The following is a 19,263-nucleotide window of genomic DNA, read 5'->3' on the forward strand; positions in this document are numbered from 1 at the left end:
CATTGGCATATATACGTCTTGCGCTCGGCATGAGAAAGCGGTTAATTTCCCCTCGCTTTTTTTTATCGCGACTGGTAAATGTACCCGCAGGTTTGATAGCTGAGGTCAGCAATGAATACGTTCGAGTTTAATAAAATTGCCGCTGCCGTTCTGGTAGGCGTCTTAATCATAATGGTCATCAATGAAATCGCCACTCTTGCGATCCATCCGACCTATCCGGAGGAAACAGCGTACGCCATTGATACGGGCGATGTTGCCTCCTCTGAAGTCGCCTCGAATGATGAAGTTGCCGGACCACCGCTCGGTGTACTGTTGGCGTCTGCTGATGTAGCCAAGGGCGAAAAAGTATTCAAGAAATGCGGCTCCTGCCATACCGTGGAAGAAGGCGGCGCGAATAAGATTGGCCCAAATCTTCATGGCATTCTTAACCGTGACAAAGGCGCCGTAGGTGATTTCAGCTATTCCAGTGCCCTTGTCGAAAAAGGTGGCGCATGGGGATATGAGGACCTGGATCTCTTCCTGAAGAAGCCAACCACATACATCAAGGGCACCAAGATGTCTTTTGCCGGCCTGAAAAAGCCTCAGGATCGGGCTGATCTCATTGCTTATCTCAGGACCCTTGGCAAAAGCGACGTTCCACTGCCTCCCGCTGAATAAATGAGTTTGCGGGCGCTGTGAATAAAGATTGCCCGCAGGAATGTATAGCGCTTGCTCACCGGATGGCCGATGCCGCCGGTGAGATAATCCGCAAATATTTCAGGCAAAAAATCGATATCATCGGCAAGGATGACAATAGCCCTGTCACCATTGCCGACCGCGACGCGGAATCAGCGATGCGCACCCTTATCGAAGCCACGTTTCCAAACCATGGCATCATCGGTGAAGAACATGGCAGCGTGCGGACCGATGCAGAATATGTCTGGGTCCTTGACCCGATCGATGGCACGCTTTCCTTTATTTCCGGCAGCCCGACCTTCGGAAGCCTGATTGCGCTCACCCGCAACGGCGTGCCAATTATGGGCATACTTGACCAACCCGTGTCCGGAGAGAGATGGCTTGGAGCGAATGGCCGGACAACGCTTAACGGGACAACAATCTCAACCCGCGACTGTTCCAGTCTCGCAAACGCGACTTTGTTCGCCTATGGCGCCGAACTCATGGAGGGTGATCACGGGCCCGGATTTCGCAAGCTGTATGGCGCCGTTAAGCGCAAAAGATTTGGCTATGACTGCTACGCCTATGGCCTGCTCGCGCTTGGTTTCGTGGATGTCGTTGCAGATTGTGACATGAAGCCATTTGATTATTGCGCCCTTGTCCCGATTGTTGAAAATGCCGGCGGAAAAATGACGGACTGGACCGGGAATCCGTTAAGCTTGGCAAATCCAGGGTTTGTCCTGGCAGTCGGCGATCCAGCGATATATCACCAAGCGCTTGAAAAATTGAGATAATCAAGACAACGCCGCGATCGTCTTTTCTACTTGATGTTATGAGGCGAACTCCCCATCTTGGATTGAAAAGTTTTAGACAAGAACCGTCAGGTGAGGACATTTATGGGACTGCTGAAATCAACCACCGCCGCACTTTTCTTGTTGGCACTCGCGCTACCGTCAGCTGCGGAGGAGGTTAAAACAATCAAGAGCCACGGTTTATCTCTGGCCGGTCCCCTGAAGTACGGTCCCGATTTCAAACATCTCGACTATGTCAATCCCGACGCCCCAAAGGGGGGCGATATCAAGCTATCGGCAGTCGGCGGCTTTGATAACCTCAACCCCTATATATCCAAAGGTCAGGCCGCGAATGGCCTGGGCCTGACATTTGAGACACTGCTCACCCAGCCTGCCGACGACCAAAGTGCGGAGTACGGTCTTGTTGCTGAAAGTGTGGAAGTGGCGGAAGATCTCTCTTTTGCGATTTTCAATATGCGCCCGGAAGCGCGATTCCATGATGGCATGCCGATGACGGCGGATGACGTGATTTTCAGCCTTCAGGCGGTCAAGGAAAAAGGAACTCCCCTATTCCGTTACTATTACGCGGACGTCGAATCGGCCGAGAAGCTGGATGACCATCGGGTAAAGTTTCATTTCTCCGGCCCGCCAAACCGTGAACTGCCACAAATCGTCGGTCAGCTTTTGCCCATCCTTTCCAAGAAATATTTCGAAACCCACAATTTCGAGGAAACTACCCTCACCCCGATTCTCGGCTCCGGCCCCTATCGCGTGAAGGATTTCGAAGCCAATCGCTACATCACCTATGAACGGGTGCCTGATTATTGGGGAGCGAATCTCCCTATCAATATCGGACGTAATAATTTTGATACGATCCGCTACGATTTCTACCGCGATACGGCCGTCCTTCTGGAAGCCTTCAAGGCGGGCGAGTATGACTATCGGTCTGAAAACAGCGCAAAGAACTGGGCCACCGGATATGATTTCCCGGCTGTGAAGGCGGGTCTTGTTATCCTGGAGGAAATTCCAAACGAACGCTCTGCCGGTATGCAGGGTTACGCTTTCAATCTGCGGCGTGAAAAGTTCCAGAACCCGGCCCTGCGTGAGGCGCTGATTTATGCCTTTGACTTCGAATGGCTGAACCGGAATATTTTTTATGATCAATATAGCAGGACGAACAGCTTCTTCGAAAATTCCGTCATGGCGGCGACTGGCGAACCGACGGAAGAAGAACTCGAAATCCTGGAGCCTTATCGCAATCAGCTGCCGCCCCGGGTCTTCGGTCCCGCCTATCAGGCCCCGGTAACAGATGGATCTGGTCAGGACCGGACGCCGTTGCGCACCGCCAAGAAAATCCTCGCCGATGCAGGGTATGAAGTTGAAAATGGCAAGTTGATCGATCCGACGACCGGAAAACCGCTTACCATTGAATTCCTGATGTATGACCCCAACAGCCTCAGAATCACAGGCCCCTTGATCAAGAATCTGAAGAAACTGGGTATTGAAGCATCCTCCCGCGTCGTTGATACCGCCCAATACACAGAGCGATTGCGCAACTATGATTTCGACATCACCACATCGGGTTTCGGACAATCCATTAGCCCCGGCAATGAGCAACGCGAATTCTGGGGCAGTGCGGCGGGCAAACGTCCGGGGAGCCGGAACATTATGGGAATAGACAATCCGGTTGTAGATGCGCTGATCGAAAACCTGATCGCTGCACCAACCTATGAAGATCTGATTCCGGCTGTTCGTGCGCTCGATCGTGTCCTGACATGGAATTTTTACGTAATCCCCCAGTTTCATGCATCTTATGATCGCGTCGCATACTGGAACAAGTTTGGCCATACAGACGTCAATCCCGCACAAGGACCGGATATACTGAGTTGGTGGATCGACCCGGTAAAAGAACAGGAACTGCAGGAAGGCCTCAAGACATTGCGGCAAAAGCAATAGAACCCGACAACTGCTTGGGAGCATTGAGTTGAACAAGTCGCTTGCACCGCTTTTCATCACCCTTTTGCTCATGGGCTCCAATGCCGAGGCTGAGCCCCGCACAAGCTATGGGTATTCAACGTTCGGGAATCTGAAATACGACCCAGACTTTACCCATTTCGACTATGTCAATCCCGATGCTCCCAAGGGCGGCACGATCAAGCTGCGGGACCTTGACAGCTTCGATACGGTCAATCCCTTTTTGCTCAAGGGAAAGCCTGGATTGATTAATGGCGACAAGGGTGGAGATCTCTATTTTAACTTCACCCAGTTGATGACCCCCTCCTACGACGAGCCGGACGCAGTTTATGGGTTGCTGGCGGATACCATTACCATCGATGATCAGCGCCAATGGGCGGAATTCACGCTCCGGCCAGAGGCGCGCTTTCATGACGACACGCTAATCACCGCCGAGGATGTAGCATTTACCTTCAACATTCTGAAGGAGAAGGGACACCCGAGATATGGGCTTCTCTACAGGGATATCGTCACGGCGAAGGTGTTAGATCCCCATAAAATCCGCTTTGAGTTTCGGGAAGGTGCCTTGACCCGTGATCTGCCCTATCAGTTGGCGACCATGCCCATTCTATCCAAGGCGTCATTCGATACCCGAGATTTCGACGTCACCTCCATGGAACCACTCCTGGGCTCCGGCCCTTATAAACTTACAAAGGTGAGCCCTGGCCGCTCCCTCACCTATGAGCGGGTTAACAACCATTGGGCCGAAAATTTACCGGTCCATAAAGGCCGGTTTAACTTCGATGTAATCCAGGTGGATTACTACCGGGACAGGACGATCGCGTTGGAGGCCTTTTTTGCCGGTGAATATGACTTCCGCGAGGAGTTCACCTCCCGATCCTGGGCAACAGAATATGACGGCAAGCCGGCGGTTGAAAAAGGCTTTATAAAGCGGGATGTTCTGGAAGATGCCAAGCTGACGGGTATGCAGGCATTCTTCATGAACAGCCGTCGCGCGCCGTTCAACAATATCAAGGTGCGGGAGGCTTTCGGTCTGCTCTTCGACTATGAATGGACGAACAGGAACCTGTTTTATGGGTCATATGACCGGTTAGGCTCCGTCTTTGAAAATTCCGATATGAAGGCAACCGGTCTTCCCTCCCCTGCGGAACTAGACCTTCTGACGCCATACAGGGATATTCTACCGGAGAAAGTCTTTTCGATGGAATTCAAGCCGCCGCAGACTGACGGTTCGGGCAATATCCGCAAGCAAATGGGCACCGCTATCGATTTGTTTAAATCGGCTGGATGGACCATTCAGGACAAAAAGCTAGTGAATGAGACGGGCCAGCAGATGCAGGTGGCATTCCTCCTCTACGAACAATCCTTTACCCGCATCATCAATCCCTATGTCGCCAATCTGCAGCGCGTGGGAATTGACGCATCGGTCCGCGTGATCGACAGCGCCAGTTGGCAAAACCGGGTCCGGGAGTTCGACTTCGATATCGTTGTGCGACGGTTCCCGCAACCGCAGGTGCCCGGAGTAGAACAGCGGGACTGGTGGGGATCTGCCTCTGCCGATGTCACGGGCGGATTAAATATCGCCGGTGTAAAGAATCCCGCCGTTGACGCGATTATAGAAAAGATAATTGAGGCGCAATCGCACGAGGAACTTATTACCGCCACACGGGCGCTTGATCGGGTATTGATGTGGAATTACTATTTCATTCCGCAATGGTACAAAAGCAGCCACTTTATCGCCTATTGGGATAAGTTCGGCCGACCGGCATCAAAAAAGCCGGGTTTTGACCGTGCGGTTCTGCAAAGCTGGTGGTATGATCAAGCGAAAGCCGAGGAACTGGCCGCCCGACAGGGTAAGTAAGTTTAACCTGCGGACAGAGGAGTAGTCGTTGTTTGCCTATATATTGAGACGTATCCTGCTCATGATACCGACATTATTTGGCATCATGGTTCTCAATTTCGTGGTTATCCAGTTCGCCCCAGGCGGACCGATCGAGCAAATTATCGCAGAAATTCAAGGGACAGCCGTCGGTGCCACGGCACGCATCGGCGGAAGCGGCACGGGTGATACCGGAGGGGGTGGCAGCGCGTCCTCCTCCTTGGGATCAGAGAGCACCTACCGAGGGGCGCAAGGACTCGACCCGGAGTTCATCAAGGAGCTGGAAGTTCAGTTCGGGTTCGATAAGCCCGCGTATGAGCGTTTCTTCATGATGATGAAGAATTACCTGATGTTCGATTTTGGCACGAGTTATTTTCGCGATGAAACAGTTGTCAATCTGGTGATCGAAAAACTACCGGTATCGATATCGATCGGGCTATGGACAACTTTATTGGTCTATCTGATTTCCATTCCCCTCGGGATCGCGAAGGCGGTACGGGACGGCACGAAATTTGATATCTGGACCAGTAGTCTTGTGATTGTCGGCAATGCGATCCCGAGCTTTCTCTTTGCCGTCGCCCTTATCGTCCTGTTCGCGGGCGGCTCCTACTTCAACTGGTTTCCCCTGCGGGGATTGACGTCGGATAACTGGGAACAGCTCAGTACTTTCGGCAAGATCATCGATTATCTCTGGCATATAGCGTTGCCGGTAACGGCATTGGTAATTGGCGGTTTTGCTGCCCTTACCCAGCTTACGAAAAACTCCTTTCTCGACCAGATCAGCCAGCAATATGTGCTCACGGCCCGAGCCAAAGGTCTGAGCGAACGTCGAGTGCTCTACGGCCATGTATTCCGGAATGCGATGCTGATCGTTATAGCTGGCTTTCCGAGCGCCTTTATCGGCATCCTCTTTACGGGTTCCCTCCTCATCGAGGTGATCTTCAGTCTCGACGGGCTTGGACTGCTTGGATTTGAGGCCGCGATCAACCGCGACTACCCGGTGATATTTGCGACGGTCTATGTGTTCGCGCTTCTCGGCCTGATTATGAATCTGGTGGGCGACCTTACTTATACCTTGGTCGATCCCCGGATCGATTTTGAAGCGCGGGAGGTTTAGGTCATGGCCCTTTCCGCCATCAATCAGCGTCGGCTCAATAATTTCAAGGCTAACCGCCGCGGCTACTGGTCGATGATTTTTTTCGTTCTGTTGTTCGTGATTTCGTTATTTGCCGAGTTGATCGCGAATGACAAGCCGCTCGTCGTCTCCTACAAGGACCAGCTCTATTTCCCGTTCCTTGTTGCCTATCCCGAGACAGCGTTTGGCGGTGATTTTGAAACAGAGGCGGATTACCGCGACCCCTTTGTTGCAGACCTGATCAATGAACATGGCTGGCAGATCTGGCCGTTGATCCGTTACAGCTATACGACGATCAACTACGACCTGACTTCGCCGGCACCGTCGCCACCGGATGCGGAAAACTGGCTTGGAACCGATGATCAGGGGCGGGACGTTCTTGCACGAGTAATTTACGGCTACCGCATTTCTGTCGCCTTCGGTGTGATCCTGACATTTTTCAGTTCGATCATTGGCGTGACGGCCGGCGCAGTGCAGGGCTATTTCGGGGGATGGGTGGATCTTATTTTCCAGCGCTTTCTGGAAATATGGAGCGGTATGCCAAGCCTCTATATCCTGATTATTCTCGCCGCCCTGATTGAGCCCAGTTTCCTCATCCTGCTTGTCCTGCTGCTTCTATTCAGCTGGCCGAGCTTGGTCGGTGTCGTGCGGGCGGAATTCCTGCGGTCACGCAACTTCGATTATGTCCGGGCGGCGCGAGCGCTCGGGGTTCGCGACAGCGTCATCATGTTCAAGCATCTTTTGCCAAACTCCATGGTGTCCGCCCTCACCTTCCTGCCCTTTATTCTAACGGGTTCCATTGTCAGCTTGACGTCGCTTGATTTTCTGGGGCTTGGCTTACCGCCCGGATCCCCTTCTCTCGGCGAGTTGCTGGCCCAGGGGAAGGCCAATCTGCAGGCACCTTGGCTCGGTATAACTGCGTTTTTGACCCTGTCGATCATGCTGACCCTTGCCTTTTTCATGCAGGAAGGTATTCGCGATGCCTTCGATCCAAGAAAGACGTTTCAGTAATGGCGCTGGTTGAGATAAACGATCTGTGGGTCACCTTCAAATCCGACGGCAAAAACGTACCGGCGGTAAAAGGCGTCTCCTTTAACATTGAGAAGGGAGAGACAATTGCACTCGTCGGGGAAAGCGGGTCCGGAAAATCCGTCACCGCGCTCAGCATCCTGCAACTCCTGCCCTACCCGCTTGCCAAGCATCCGAAAGGCTCGATCAAGATCAATGGCGCCGAGATCGTTGGTCGGCCGCAAAAGGAGATGCGCAATTTTCGGGGAAACCATGTCTCCATGATTTTTCAGGAGCCCATGACGTCTCTCAATCCGCTTCACACAATCGAGAAACAGATTAACGAGACCCTGCTCGTTCACAAGGGGATGAACCAGAAGGAAGCCTCATCCCGCGTGCGCGAGCTTCTGGAGATGGTGGGGTTGGACGCCATAGATGAACGGCTAAATGCTTATCCGCATCAACTTTCCGGTGGCCAGCGCCAGCGCGTGATGATCGCCATGGCCCTCGCCAACGAGCCGGACCTTCTCATCGCCGACGAACCAACGACCGCCCTCGATGTAACGATCCAGGCGCAAATTCTGGAACTTCTGATGGATCTGCAGAAGCGTCTCGGGATGGCAATTCTGCTCATCACCCACGACCTCGGCATCGTCCGGAAAATGGCCAAAAATGTGTGCGTTATGACCCAGGGTGAAATCGTCGAGGCCAACTCCACCAAAGAATTGTTCAGCCGGCCGCGCCACGAATATACCCAGATGCTGTTGGAAGCAGAACCCAAGGGTCTTCCGCTTCGAAAGAATGACGCACTGCCGGTTGTTATGTCAGGCAAGAATCTGAAAGTCTACTTTCCGATCAAGAAAGGCCTGTTAAAACGGACAGTCGACTATGTTCGGGCAGTTGATGATATTTCCCTCAATGTAAAGCAGGGCCATACGGTCGGCATTGTCGGAGAAAGCGGCTCGGGCAAGTCGACGCTCGGTCTTGCGATGCTGCGGCTCATTTCCTCTGAGGGCGAAATCCGGTTCAACGGACAATCTATCGAGCATACAAGCTGGAAAGAACTGCGTCCCTTACGCTCGGAAATGCAGATCGTTTTCCAGGACCCCTATTCTAGCCTCAGCCCCCGCCTCTCCGTCGGCCAGATTATTGAGGAAGGCGTTATTGTGCATGAAGGGCATGGCAACCGCCTGGAGCGCCGGGATCGAATATCCGAAGTTCTGAAAGAGGTCGGAATTCCGCCGGAAGCCCAGGATCGCTACCCCCATGAATTTTCTGGTGGTCAGCGTCAGCGCATTGCCATCGCGCGCGCCCTTATCCTCAAACCAAAATTTATCGTGCTGGACGAACCGACGTCGGCGTTGGATATGTCTGTGCAGGCGCAAATTGTTGATCTTTTGCGGGACCTTCAGAACCGCCATAACCTGACCTATTTGTTTATCAGCCATGACCTTAAAGTTGTTCGTGCCATTGCTGACAGCGTCCTTGTGATGCGCAACGGGAAAATTGTCGAGCAGGGCTCGGCGGCACAAATCTTTGACAATCCTGAAACAGACTATACAAAGGCTTTGATGAAGGCGGCATTCGATCTGGAAACGGCCGCTGATGGTGTAGTGAACAATTAAGGTATCTGAAAAAGTTACCGGAGATAAAACATGGCCCTTTTGTTTAAAAGTAATATTGACCGTCCGGACTGGTGGCGGCGAGAGTTGAATAAATACATTCCCGATCTGGATGTACGTATCTGGCCGGAAATTGGCAATCCGGATGAAATCAAATATGCGCTTTGCTGGAAAATGCCCCATGGGGAACTCGCAAAACTCAAGAATCTAAAAGCCGTGTATTCGCTTGGGGCCGGGGTCGATCACCTGCTCGCCGATCCGGATTTTCCACGTCATTTGCCATTTTCCCGTGTCGTCGACCCGAATCTGACCGGACGGATGACCGAGTATGTTGTACAGCATGTACTCAATCACCACCGCTTTTGCCATGCCTATGACGCGCAACAGCGGGACCATGTCTGGAAAGAGCATTTCGCGCCTTTCGCCAGCGAGCGTAAAGTCGGTATTCTGGGAATGGGCGAGCTTGGTGGTGGTGCCGCGGAAGCCCTTAGATTCCTCAAATTCGATGTCGCGGGATGGAGCCGGTCTGAGAAAAAAATAGACGGCGTAAAAAGTTTCTATGGCGATGATCAGCTTGATGCGTTCCTTGCCCGCACGGAAATTCTGGTGTGCCTTCTGCCTCTGACACCGCAAACCAAGAACATCCTGAATGCTGACCTGTTTGCCAAGCTGCCGAAAGGAGCCGGCATTATCAATGCAGGGCGCGGTCCTCATCTATTGGAAGAAGACTTGATTCCCGCTCTGGATAATGGACAGCTCTCTGCCGCGACCCTTGATGTCTTTCATGTGGAACCAATGGCTAAGGATCATCCGTTCTGGGATCATCCGAAAATCCGTATCACACCCCATGTCGCAAGCATTTCCGATCCGGCAAGCGTCGCCAAGCTGGTTGCGGAGAATATTGTCCGTACCGAAAAAGGCGAAGAATTGCTTCACGCAGTAGATGTTGAAAAGGGCTATTAAACCCTAACGGCTATACCGCTCCTTGATCAACGCGAAGAGTGCTCTCATGGCGAATGCCTCCCCGCCGACTGGCCGGCCGGGGCGGCTTCGCACATTATAGGCCATTACGTCGAAATGTACCCAGCTTTTGGCCTTTTCGACAAATTCCTTCAGGAACAGTCCGGCGGTCGTCGCCCCGCCATAACCACCGCCAGAAGCATTATTATTGATGTCCGCAAATTTACTGTCCAGCAGATGCCGGTAGTCATCCCAGAGCGGCAACCGCCAGACCGGATCCTTTTCCTTCTCGCTTTGTGCTGCTAGTTCAGCGTAAAGCGCATCGTCATCAGTGAAGGTTGCGGCGATTTCTGTACCAACCGCAATTCGCGCGGCCCCTGTCAGGGTTGCAATATCTATCAGGAGGTCCGGCGCCTCCTCATCGGCGGCGGCGAGGGCGTCCGCAAGGATAAGCCGCCCTTCCGCGTCCGTATTGCCGATTTCGACGGTTTTGCCTTTTCTGCTGGTTAGAATATCGCCGGGATGGAAGGCATTGCCGGAGATGGAATTTTCTACCGCCGGGATCAGGACCCGCAGACGCACCGGCAGGTTTGCATCCATAATCATATGTGCTAGGCCGAGCACAGTAGCCGCTCCCCCCATATCTTTTTTCATCATTAGCATGCCAGCCGCCGATTTGATATCGAGGCCGCCTGTATCAAAACAAACACCCTTCCCGACCAGCGTGACCTTCGGTGCCGCTTTATCGCCCCAGCTTATGTCAATGAGTCGAGGGGCGTCCGCCGCGGCACGCCCCACCGCGTGCACCATCGGAAAATGATACGTGAGCAAATCCTCTCCAACGATATTTCCCTGCTCTGCCTCAAATTCTCCTGCAACCTGCGATGCCGCCGCCTCAAGAGCTGTGGGACCTAGATCGCCCGCTGGTATATTCACAAGGTCACGAACCAGGGTGACCGCTTTGACAGTGCGCGCGACCATTTCTTCGTCGGCACCCTTGGGCAGAATCAGCGTCGCGTATTTCTTATCGTCCTTTTTATACCGATCGAACGTATACGTCCCAAGTGACCAGCCTGTGGTAACGTCAGTCGCCTCCTTCTCCGTGAACTCGGCTGCGACAGCATACGTGCCTTCAGGTAGGCGCGACGGCAAATCCGCAAGCGACCAGATATTCCAGTCACCATCCTTAATATAGACTACTGCCTCGATTTCGCCTGTGGACGCCGGCAACAGCAACGACTTTCCACCATCCGCGTCAAACCCATGTGAGCCAATCCAGCGTTTATGAGGTGCAGATTGTGCCTCGAGCCAATCGGCGAATTCGGATTTCTCGACAACTATAATCGGCTTGGGATCGGCTTTGGAACTTGCAACAACAAATGGTATCACGATGCTCTCCTGATGATTTTATGCGACCTTATCAAAGCCGCATTCGGTGGACAACCGCTATCGGACGGCGTCGATCAGAGAGCTTATAAAAGACCTGTCTCTTATCCTAGTCAGTAAGAATACCTATTTCCTTGTAATAACGCTCTGCGCCGGGATGCAGGGGAGTGGAAACCCCCTTGAGGGCTGTTTCCTGATGTATTAGCAGGCCTTTCGCATGACCGCGATCGAGAAGGTGCCGGTTTCTCGGGTGCCATAGTGCCCGGGTTATTTCATATACAACCTCTTCTGACACATGTTCGCTAACAATCCATTGCGTGCTCACGGCAAGGGTCGGCACCGTATCGAGATCCTGATAAGTGCCCGCCGGTATTTGCGAAACAGAATAATAACCATGATTATCGACAAACTTCTTGGCATTTTCCCCGCTGATTGGCAGGAGCTCTATTTTTCCGACGTCAGCAAGTTCCGAGACGGCAGTCACTGGGTATCCCGCCACCAGAAAAAACGCATCCAGCTTATCGGCGTTCATCAGCGTCACAGATTTATCAGGGTTGGCGGCGACAGCTTCAAAATCTTTAACCGAGAGACCATATGCCGCTAGGATCTCTTTCGCATTTTCGCGGGTCCCGGACCCGGGAACATCAATCGAGACACGCTTACCTTTTAAGTCCGCAATGTTTTTAATCCCCGCACCGCGACGGACAACCAGATGAACATCCTCCGGATACAGATTGGCGATTACCCGAAGAGATTTAACCGGCTTCTTCTTTGCAAATACTCCTGTGCCGTTATAGGCCGCAGCGATCGTATCGGACTGGGCAAGCGCGGTATCAAAATACCCTTTTGTTACCCCGTTGATGTTTTCAATAGATCCATGCGTGGTTTGTGCTGTGGCAATCAGCCCCGGTACGCCGCAGGATCCCCCGTCATCACAGTCCCGGCTTCCTGGTGGATTGGAGATAACAGACGCGAGCAATGTTCCAATAGGATAATAGGTTCCGGATGAGGATCCTGTTCCGATGCGCAGGAAATAAATGTTCTGGGCAACGGCACTTCCAAAATAAAGCACTGCCAGCGTTAAACAAAAGCCTATCAGGGCTAACCGTTTTGCAGATTTTACGAAAGTAATGACCCGATCCTCCTGATATTCCAATATCACCAACCTGTTAATAATTATAGGGTGATCTTTAGCGGAACAAAGAAAGATTTATCCTAACGTGGGACTAATTTTTCCACCGGTCCGTGCAGCATCAGTGTTAGCCTGCTTTCGGGTGTCGCTCACTTTCGAGGATACCGCCGTAATGTCAAAGGCGAGACCAGCCGTTTGATGAAGATCCGCACAGGCTTTGTGGATGGCATAAGGAATATGAGACAGCAGCTCACGGTCCTTGTCTTTGAGGGCAGAATTTTCCGTCACGATCAAATCCAGAAGATCCGTGAGTGCTCGGCAAAGAGAAACTACGTGCATATGCTCGGTTCCTTCAATGCTCTCAATCAGGGCATCATTTCTCTGCTTCATGACATTGATGACATTCCTGCGATCCTCATAGCTATCGGGCGAACCCGAAAGAAGAATGACAGCGGAGGAGAGACGCATCAACTGTTCGGAATAAATTGAGATTTTTCTTTCCTTCAGGACCTTCATCGCGCTGCGGATTGCGTCGGGAGTGGGGGCCAGCTCCGGCCGGCTCTCGACTTTCGCCTTGAGGGAATTCGGGACAATCATAGTCGGGATGGACGTCGGGTTTCTAGAAATCTTACGCCGATCAGGCCCGAAATAATCCGCCGTCACAACAAAAGGTTTGCGCGCACCGACCAGCCGCTTAAGGCGGGTAAAAATCTGCGTGCGTGAAATCGGGCGGGTTATCAAATCATCCGCACCGGCGTTGATGATCTCACCGACTACGCCGGGTTCCGAATTCCACAAAAATAAAATGACATTAATAAAAGGATCCGGACCGATCGAGTTGTGGCGGATTTCCTGGATGATCTGGTGAGTGCCGCTACCGGAGGCGTCTGTTTCGGCCAATATGAGATCAAATTCACCATCATTTGCAAGTGTGGAGAATTCATGGATATCTGAGCAAGCGATTACGTCACCAAAACCGAGATTGAGAAGTGCGCTTCTCGTGTTCTGGCGCAGCGACGGCTCGAACTCGAAAAGTAGGGCTGTAGCCGTCTTAAACCGGGGATCGTACATCAAGGATTGAGGGTATCAAACCCGGGAATAAGTTCCTGAAGTTTTTTATGTATTTTTCTGGGATCTTCGGAAAACTGCAACCCAATTTTATTGCCGCGCCGCCACACCAGGTCACAGCGAATAGCGCCTAGTTGCGTTGTCTGTAACAGAAGGTTGTTCTTCTCGAAAAAAAGACCGTCGACATCAATTCTTGCGCCATTGGCCGATATGTCCCTGATAATGCCGCTGACTTCGCGCTCTTCTTCATGGAGGCAGGCATGACCTCGTTCGGCACGGATTGTAGCTGACCAAGTAACATCCGCCCGGCGGTAACGTCGATCCGCTGCAGTTCCGGTCTTAATATGATCACTCTCCACCTCGAGGGCTCTCAGCATTTTCTTGATATCTTTAGCAATGATCATCTCAGTTCTCTGTAATCCGCTGGCTAAATTCTAAGCTGGAACTATCCTGTTCACTGACCATGATCCACTTAATCAATAAATTGTTAATAATTCGCAAATTAAAAGATAGAATCTTACCAATCGTTGCACTTGGCCTGAGTAGCCGCATAAGATTCCGGCGTATCTATGATGTTGTTAGCCTGCATTCTCACAGCATTGAATTCATCGAGCAGCGGATCCAGTTCGAACAGCAGGCGGTTTGCAATTGACCGTCCCGCAGTCTTTGGACTCGTTGTGTGAAATGGCCGGATCGCCGCTGCCCGCTCTGCTAGTTCCCGTTTAATCTTCGGGACATATTCTGCAATTATCTGTTCATTGATACGGACATGCTCAAGTTCATGCGCAAGGATCGTTTCATAGGGGCAAGTCTCTTTGCGATACTTGCGGTCGATATAGATATTGGTTTTATGGGCGCCGAACTTCAAGCTAACGCGATCTAAGCGTAAACAGTATTTCCCCGACTTTTCCGCCGTGTATTTAGTCGCAGCGCCCAACTTGGGTGTTATGAAGGAATAGGTCAGTCCCAACAGGTTAGCGTGGCGCGTGGATTTCGCATAACCGCTTTTCTTGGCCACAATCTCTATTTGGCGCGACGACTTGCTGTGATCCAGAACAGGTTCTGCATTTACAATCTCGATCGTTACCTGAGGCTCCTGCCAGCTGGCAAGACACTCTTGGTCTGTCGCCGCCGAAGCAACACTGCTCAAGGAGACAATACTCCATGCGGCTGCGGAGAGAAGGCTGACACAGGTGCGGAAGCGCCCAGAATAATTTTCCGGCTGAATTTCCCGATCCGCAATGATGCTAGTCAAACATCGCATTGATATCATCCTGGTTGAACATCCTATCATCTTCTGTACTTTCACTCTGGAAAGTTTGCGGCGTCACGTCACTAACATGCCCATTTATGATTGCACCGGCCTGTTCGATCAACTCACGGATAATCGCGCACTGCTGGGTTGCCACAGCCCTGATCTCATCCTTTTTTAACTTGTCGATGTCTCCGAATTTAGTCTGTAAATCCTGAATTTCTCTATCCAGCTGCTTCGTTGTTGCCACGAAAGGGGCTTTATACTCGTCAGGAGAAAACCCAAATGCCTCGATTGCAAGTTTCCGATCCGCTATACCGCTGTCCCGAAAATGATCCTCGTAGGAAACAGGCGACCAATCATTTAAGTCATCCAGCATATCCGGCATATCGACAACCAGTTCGGCCAGCATCAAAGCTTCATTGAAATGATTGAGATAGTCCGTCGCCAAAAGGGTGACGTCGTTTACGTTCGTATTGTAGGCGCGGGCGCGATACGACGCCAGGGCACTGGTCTCAATACTCATGTCAGTCCGCTCTTCACCTTCTCCATCTTCAACAACCGGGTTGGGATTAAAAGAGGAATTTAACAAGAATATAATTAAGGAAGTGTTTGTCCCAGAAACGCACTTGTTCTCGTTGCGTCCGGAATGAATTGCGGAGTCAATCGAGGCGTGCAGTCTCTTTGCTCGTGGCAAGCTCCCTATCTTCGCGTGGGGAGTCCTGGATAAAAAGGGCGGCAGAAAGAAGCAGGGTCAGCATGAAGACAGCGGAAGTGAGCAGGAAGTTTGAATAACAGCTCTTCACCGAAAGCGCCTTGTTCATATCTCTAAACATCATCCCCATAACAATCCCCTTCTCACCGCGTTTCGAACGAGCGTCCTGCCAATGGAGAAATTATAGAAGGTCGAGCCATCCAAAACCAGCGCTTTGGTTGCTAAATAATGGTTTTATGCACTTTTAAAGACGCATTCTTTTAAGTGCATAACATTATACTAATTCGACCACAAGATATAGAGGATCATGTGCCGGCTGCCCCTAGAGCAGTTATGTCAGGAATGCGTTGTAATTCTGTTTCCGTTGTGGAAAGGCGAATCGTCGTCCACCTCGCGCAGAGACTTTATGCGAATTACCGCAAATAATATTGCCAGAGTTGCGTCAAAAGTTGAGGCTATAGTATGTCGTGAAACCTTTTCAGCAGATCGATCAGGCGCCTGTGATCCTCCGGCCCGAGTCCGGCAATCACCTTGGCTTCAATCTCTCTCACCTTTTCTTCCAGACTGGCCAGCTCCTGCGTCCCCTTCTTTGTCAGGCGAACAGCATAGGCCCGCTTGTCCCCCTCGACCGCCGCCCGCAAGATCAGCCCTTCTTTTTCAAATTTATTGAGAATGGGAACTAGGGATGAGCGATCGAGACCCGCAGCCTCAGCAATGGCACTTTGTGTGTGGCCGGGGTTTTCATTGATGATGGCCATGACAGAGTACTGCCCCGTCATCAGTTTTTTTCCTGCTGCCGTTGCAAAGGTACTCTGCGCCCGCAGAATTGCCTTGCGCATATGAAAACCGACAACTCCATCAAGCGCTGTCATTTGCATATCGACAGAGCTTTTCTTTTCGGTTTTGGTTTTACGATCCGCCATTGGACTTAACCGGACTCCCCTGTTCACGCCGGCGCAAACAATTAATCAAAGTGATTATTTGTTATAGCCTTAGAAGCCCGCGAAGTACATGAAAACGGTCTGTTATTCCAATGTCTGATAGAAATGCTTAAGGCCGGATTCCGCGCACTCCATGTCCTGTGCCGGCGTTCCCGAGCTCAGGCCTATGCCACCGACAACTTCACCATCGACAACAACTGGCAATCCGCCTCCAACGGAAGAAACACGTCCGCCGACTTCCGTATGAATACCGAAGGCAAGATTACCCGGTATATTTACGGCGTTATATTCATGCGTCGCCTTCCGCGCCGCAGCAGCCGTGTAAGCTTTGTCAGCGGAAATTGTAATGCTAGTGACCTTCCCGCCATCCATCCGCTCAAACGCAATCAGGTTGCCGCTTTCATCTACAATGGAAATACACATTGGCACGCCAATTTCAGCGGCTTTTTCGCGCGCTCCCTCGATTAGGATTAGCGCGTCAGCATGGGACAGTCGTTTTACTGTGAGCACAATGCCCTCCTCTAAACTCGATCTATTTACATTTAGTCTATTGAAAGCCTAGCTGGCTTTGGCCTCGATACGACGGGCATGAAGGATAGGTTCGGTATATCCGCTTGGTTGCACACGCCCCTTGAAGACGAGATCACAGGCCGCCTGAAAGGCTACCGACCTGTCGAACTGTCCGGCCATCGCCTGATAAAGCGGATCACCGGCATTCTGTTCATCGACGATAGCCGCCATGCGTTTCATGGTCTCCATCACCTGATCTTCCGTGCAAATTCCATGATGTAGCCAGTTGGCGATGTGCTGGCTGGAAATACGTAACGTCGCACGGTCTTCCATCAGCCCTACATTATTAATGTCCGGCACCTTGGAACAACCAACACCTTGATCAATCCATCGAACCACATAGCCAAGTATTCCCTGGGCATTGTTATCAAGTTCCGCCTGAATCTCCTTTTCAGACAGGTTCTCCCCCTTCAATAGCGGTGGCGTAAGAATGCTATCGAGGCTCGCTCGACCGCGCGATGCAATTTCTTTCTGGCGTTCTTTTACAGAAACTTGATGATAATGCAGCGCATGCAGCGTCGCCGCGGTAGGTGACGGAACCCAGGCGCAGTTGGCCCCGGCCATTGGATGGCCGATTTTCGCCGTCATCATTTTTGCCATCTCATCCGGCATCGCCCACATGCCCTTGCCGATCTGGGCATGCCCGGGAAGACCTGTCTCCAATCCGATATCGACATTCCAGTCTTCGTAAGCGGCAATCCATGGCTCGCCCTTCGCATCTTCCTTGCGCATGAAGGGACCCGCTTCCATACTCGTGTGAATTTCATCGCCCGTCCGGTCAAGGAAGCCCGTATTAATAAAGAAAATCCGCTCCGAAACCGCCCGGATACATTCTTTCAGGTTGACTGTGGTCCGCCGCTCCTCATCCATGACACCAACTTTAAGGGTGTTTCGGGGAAGATTGAAACCATCCTCCACTGCGGCAAAAAGATCGTTTGTAAAGGCGACTTCCTCCGGCCCATGCATTTTTGGCTTCACAATATAAAGGCTGCCCGCGCGACTGTTTGAATAACGCCCTAACTTTTGCAGATCATGAAGTGCCCCCGCGGTGGTCATTACCGCGTCGAGAATTCCTTCTGGGATTTCATTTCCATCAGCATCGAGCACCGCGTTTATCGTCATAAGATGGCCCACATTCCTGACCAGCAACAGACTCCGGCCGTGAAGCGTGAGTTCAGATCCGGTTGGATCAAGATATGTCCGGTCCGGGTTCAGTGTCCGTGCGACTGTTTTTCCGCCTTTTTCAAAGCGATCCTCAAGATCGCCTTTCATCAGGCCAAGCCAGTTTCGATAGATGAGGGCCTTATCTTCCGCATCTACTGCCGCTACTGAGTCTTCACAGTCCTGAATGGTGGAGAGGGCCGATTCCATCAATATATCCTTCACGCCCGCGGGATGGTCTTTGCCGACGGGATGCGCGGGGTCGATCTGGATATCCAGATGCAGGCCGTTCTTTTTGAGAAGGATGGAAGTTGGCGAATTGTCCCCAAGGTAGCCAACAAACTGGGCAGGATCGGCAAGCGGCGTGAGCGAACCATCTGCAAGCTCTGCTTCCAGCTGCTTACGGCCGTTGTCATCCTTCAACCGGTAGGCCCTTGCCTCCTTGTGACTACCCTTGGCCAGCGGAGCGGCACGATCCAGAACACCAAAGCCATATTCAATGACCTTCAGGCCGCGCCTTGGGTTATAGCCGCTGCCTTTTTCACAGCCGTCTGACTCGGGCAGGATGTCTGTGCCATAGAGGGCATCATACAGACTGCCCCAGCGCGCATTGGCCGCATTCAGGGCGTAGCGGGCATTCATGACCGGCACTACGAGTTGTGGCCCCGCAACATCCGAAATCTCGGGATCCACATTCGCCGTCGTAACCTGGAATGCGGGACCTTCAGGTACCAGATAGCCTATCTCTTCAAGGAAGGCCTTATAGGCATTTGCGTCCTGCGGCTTGCCTTTCGTCGCGAGATGCCAGGCGTCAATTTTAGCCTGGAGTTCTTCGCGCTTTGCCAGCAAATGCCGGTTCCGTGGGCCAAACTCGGCAACAAGATCAGAGAGAAGTTTCCATACCGTTTCCGCGGTTACATCCAAGCCCGGCAGAATCTCCTTTTCCACGAGATCCACAATTTCCGGCGCCACCTGAAGCCCTGCTTTCGTCACACGCATCGTCATCTGCCTATTA

18 protein-coding genes are annotated in these 19,263 nt (G+C 52.0%); 8 read left to right on the forward strand and 10 right to left on the reverse strand.

Annotated elements, in window-relative coordinates:
- The first annotated feature begins 171 nt into the window (after positions 1–171).
- From J0X12_RS01955 to J0X12_RS01990, 8 genes are all read left to right on the forward strand, one after another.
- Entirely contained in the window at positions 172–657 is a 486-nt protein-coding gene (locus J0X12_RS01955) for a c-type cytochrome (RefSeq protein WP_207041523.1), read from the forward strand.
- 17 nt (positions 658–674) lie between these two features.
- Positions 675–1,448: an inositol monophosphatase family protein gene (locus J0X12_RS01960; protein ID WP_207041525.1), complete on the forward strand. Its 774-nt coding sequence runs from the start codon at positions 675–677 to the stop codon at positions 1,446–1,448.
- A 102-nt stretch (positions 1,449–1,550) separates the two neighbouring features.
- Positions 1,551–3,401, forward strand: a complete 1,851-nt coding sequence (locus J0X12_RS01965; RefSeq protein WP_207041527.1) for an extracellular solute-binding protein — start codon at positions 1,551–1,553, stop codon at positions 3,399–3,401.
- A gap of 28 nt (positions 3,402–3,429) precedes the next feature.
- Positions 3,430–5,280 (forward strand): extracellular solute-binding protein, encoded by a 1,851-nt coding sequence (locus J0X12_RS01970; RefSeq protein ID WP_207041529.1) that lies wholly within the window; start codon positions 3,430–3,432, stop codon positions 5,278–5,280.
- A gap of 28 nt (positions 5,281–5,308) precedes the next feature.
- Entirely contained in the window at positions 5,309–6,415 is a 1,107-nt protein-coding gene (locus J0X12_RS01975; RefSeq protein ID WP_207041531.1) for a microcin C ABC transporter permease YejB, read from the forward strand.
- Positions 6,416–6,418: 3 nt separating this feature from the next.
- Complete coding sequence (locus J0X12_RS01980; protein WP_207041533.1) at positions 6,419–7,444, forward strand: ABC transporter permease; 1,026 nt, start codon at positions 6,419–6,421, stop codon at positions 7,442–7,444.
- Positions 7,444–9,066: an ABC transporter ATP-binding protein gene (locus J0X12_RS01985; protein WP_207041535.1), complete on the forward strand. Its 1,623-nt coding sequence runs from the start codon at positions 7,444–7,446 to the stop codon at positions 9,064–9,066. The genes J0X12_RS01980 and J0X12_RS01985 overlap by 1 nt, the downstream gene beginning before the upstream one ends.
- Before the next feature lie 30 nt (positions 9,067–9,096).
- Complete coding sequence (locus tag J0X12_RS01990) at positions 9,097–10,026, forward strand: 2-hydroxyacid dehydrogenase (protein WP_207041537.1); 930 nt, start codon at positions 9,097–9,099, stop codon at positions 10,024–10,026.
- Between the two features lie 3 nt (positions 10,027–10,029).
- Here the strand turns inward: J0X12_RS01990 and J0X12_RS01995 are convergent, their stop codons facing one another.
- The 10 genes from J0X12_RS01995 to J0X12_RS02040 form a co-directional block, all read right to left on the reverse strand.
- On the reverse strand, positions 10,030–11,412 hold the full coding sequence (locus J0X12_RS01995) for a leucyl aminopeptidase family protein (protein WP_207041540.1): 1,383 nt from the start codon (positions 11,410–11,412) through the stop codon (positions 10,030–10,032).
- 106 nt (positions 11,413–11,518) lie between these two features.
- The gene (locus tag J0X12_RS02000) at positions 11,519–12,565 is read right to left on the reverse strand and encodes a TAXI family TRAP transporter solute-binding subunit (protein WP_207041542.1); all 1,047 of its coding nucleotides are present in this window, start codon (positions 12,563–12,565) and stop codon (positions 11,519–11,521) included.
- A gap of 54 nt (positions 12,566–12,619) precedes the next feature.
- Entirely contained in the window at positions 12,620–13,615 is a 996-nt protein-coding gene (locus J0X12_RS02005; protein ID WP_207041544.1) for a response regulator transcription factor, read from the reverse strand.
- Entirely contained in the window at positions 13,612–14,013 is a 402-nt protein-coding gene (locus J0X12_RS02010; protein WP_207041546.1) for a PilZ domain-containing protein, read from the reverse strand. Before J0X12_RS02010 ends, J0X12_RS02005 begins: the two co-directional genes overlap by 4 nt.
- 113 nt (positions 14,014–14,126) lie before the next feature.
- Complete coding sequence (locus J0X12_RS02015; protein WP_207041548.1) at positions 14,127–14,873, reverse strand: hypothetical protein; 747 nt, start codon at positions 14,871–14,873, stop codon at positions 14,127–14,129.
- Positions 14,857–15,387: a hypothetical protein gene (locus tag J0X12_RS02020; RefSeq protein ID WP_207041550.1), complete on the reverse strand. Its 531-nt coding sequence runs from the start codon at positions 15,385–15,387 to the stop codon at positions 14,857–14,859. Before J0X12_RS02020 ends, J0X12_RS02015 begins: the two co-directional genes overlap by 17 nt.
- 136 nt (positions 15,388–15,523) lie before the next feature.
- Complete coding sequence (locus J0X12_RS02025) at positions 15,524–15,700, reverse strand: hypothetical protein (RefSeq protein ID WP_207041552.1); 177 nt, start codon at positions 15,698–15,700, stop codon at positions 15,524–15,526.
- A 331-nt stretch (positions 15,701–16,031) separates the two neighbouring features.
- Entirely contained in the window at positions 16,032–16,499 is a 468-nt protein-coding gene (locus J0X12_RS02030; RefSeq protein WP_207041554.1) for a MarR family winged helix-turn-helix transcriptional regulator, read from the reverse strand.
- A gap of 102 nt (positions 16,500–16,601) precedes the next feature.
- Positions 16,602–17,027, reverse strand: coding sequence for a heme-binding protein (locus J0X12_RS02035; protein ID WP_207041556.1), 426 nt, complete (start codon positions 17,025–17,027; stop codon positions 16,602–16,604).
- Positions 17,028–17,075: 48 nt separating this feature from the next.
- Positions 17,076–19,253, reverse strand: a complete 2,178-nt coding sequence (locus tag J0X12_RS02040; protein WP_207041558.1) for a malate synthase G — start codon at positions 19,251–19,253, stop codon at positions 17,076–17,078.
- Positions 19,254–19,263: the final 10 nt, after the last annotated feature.

This window comes from Sneathiella sedimenti (assembly GCF_017313765.1).
Taxonomy (GTDB): domain Bacteria; phylum Pseudomonadota; class Alphaproteobacteria; order Sneathiellales; family Sneathiellaceae; genus Sneathiella; species Sneathiella sedimenti.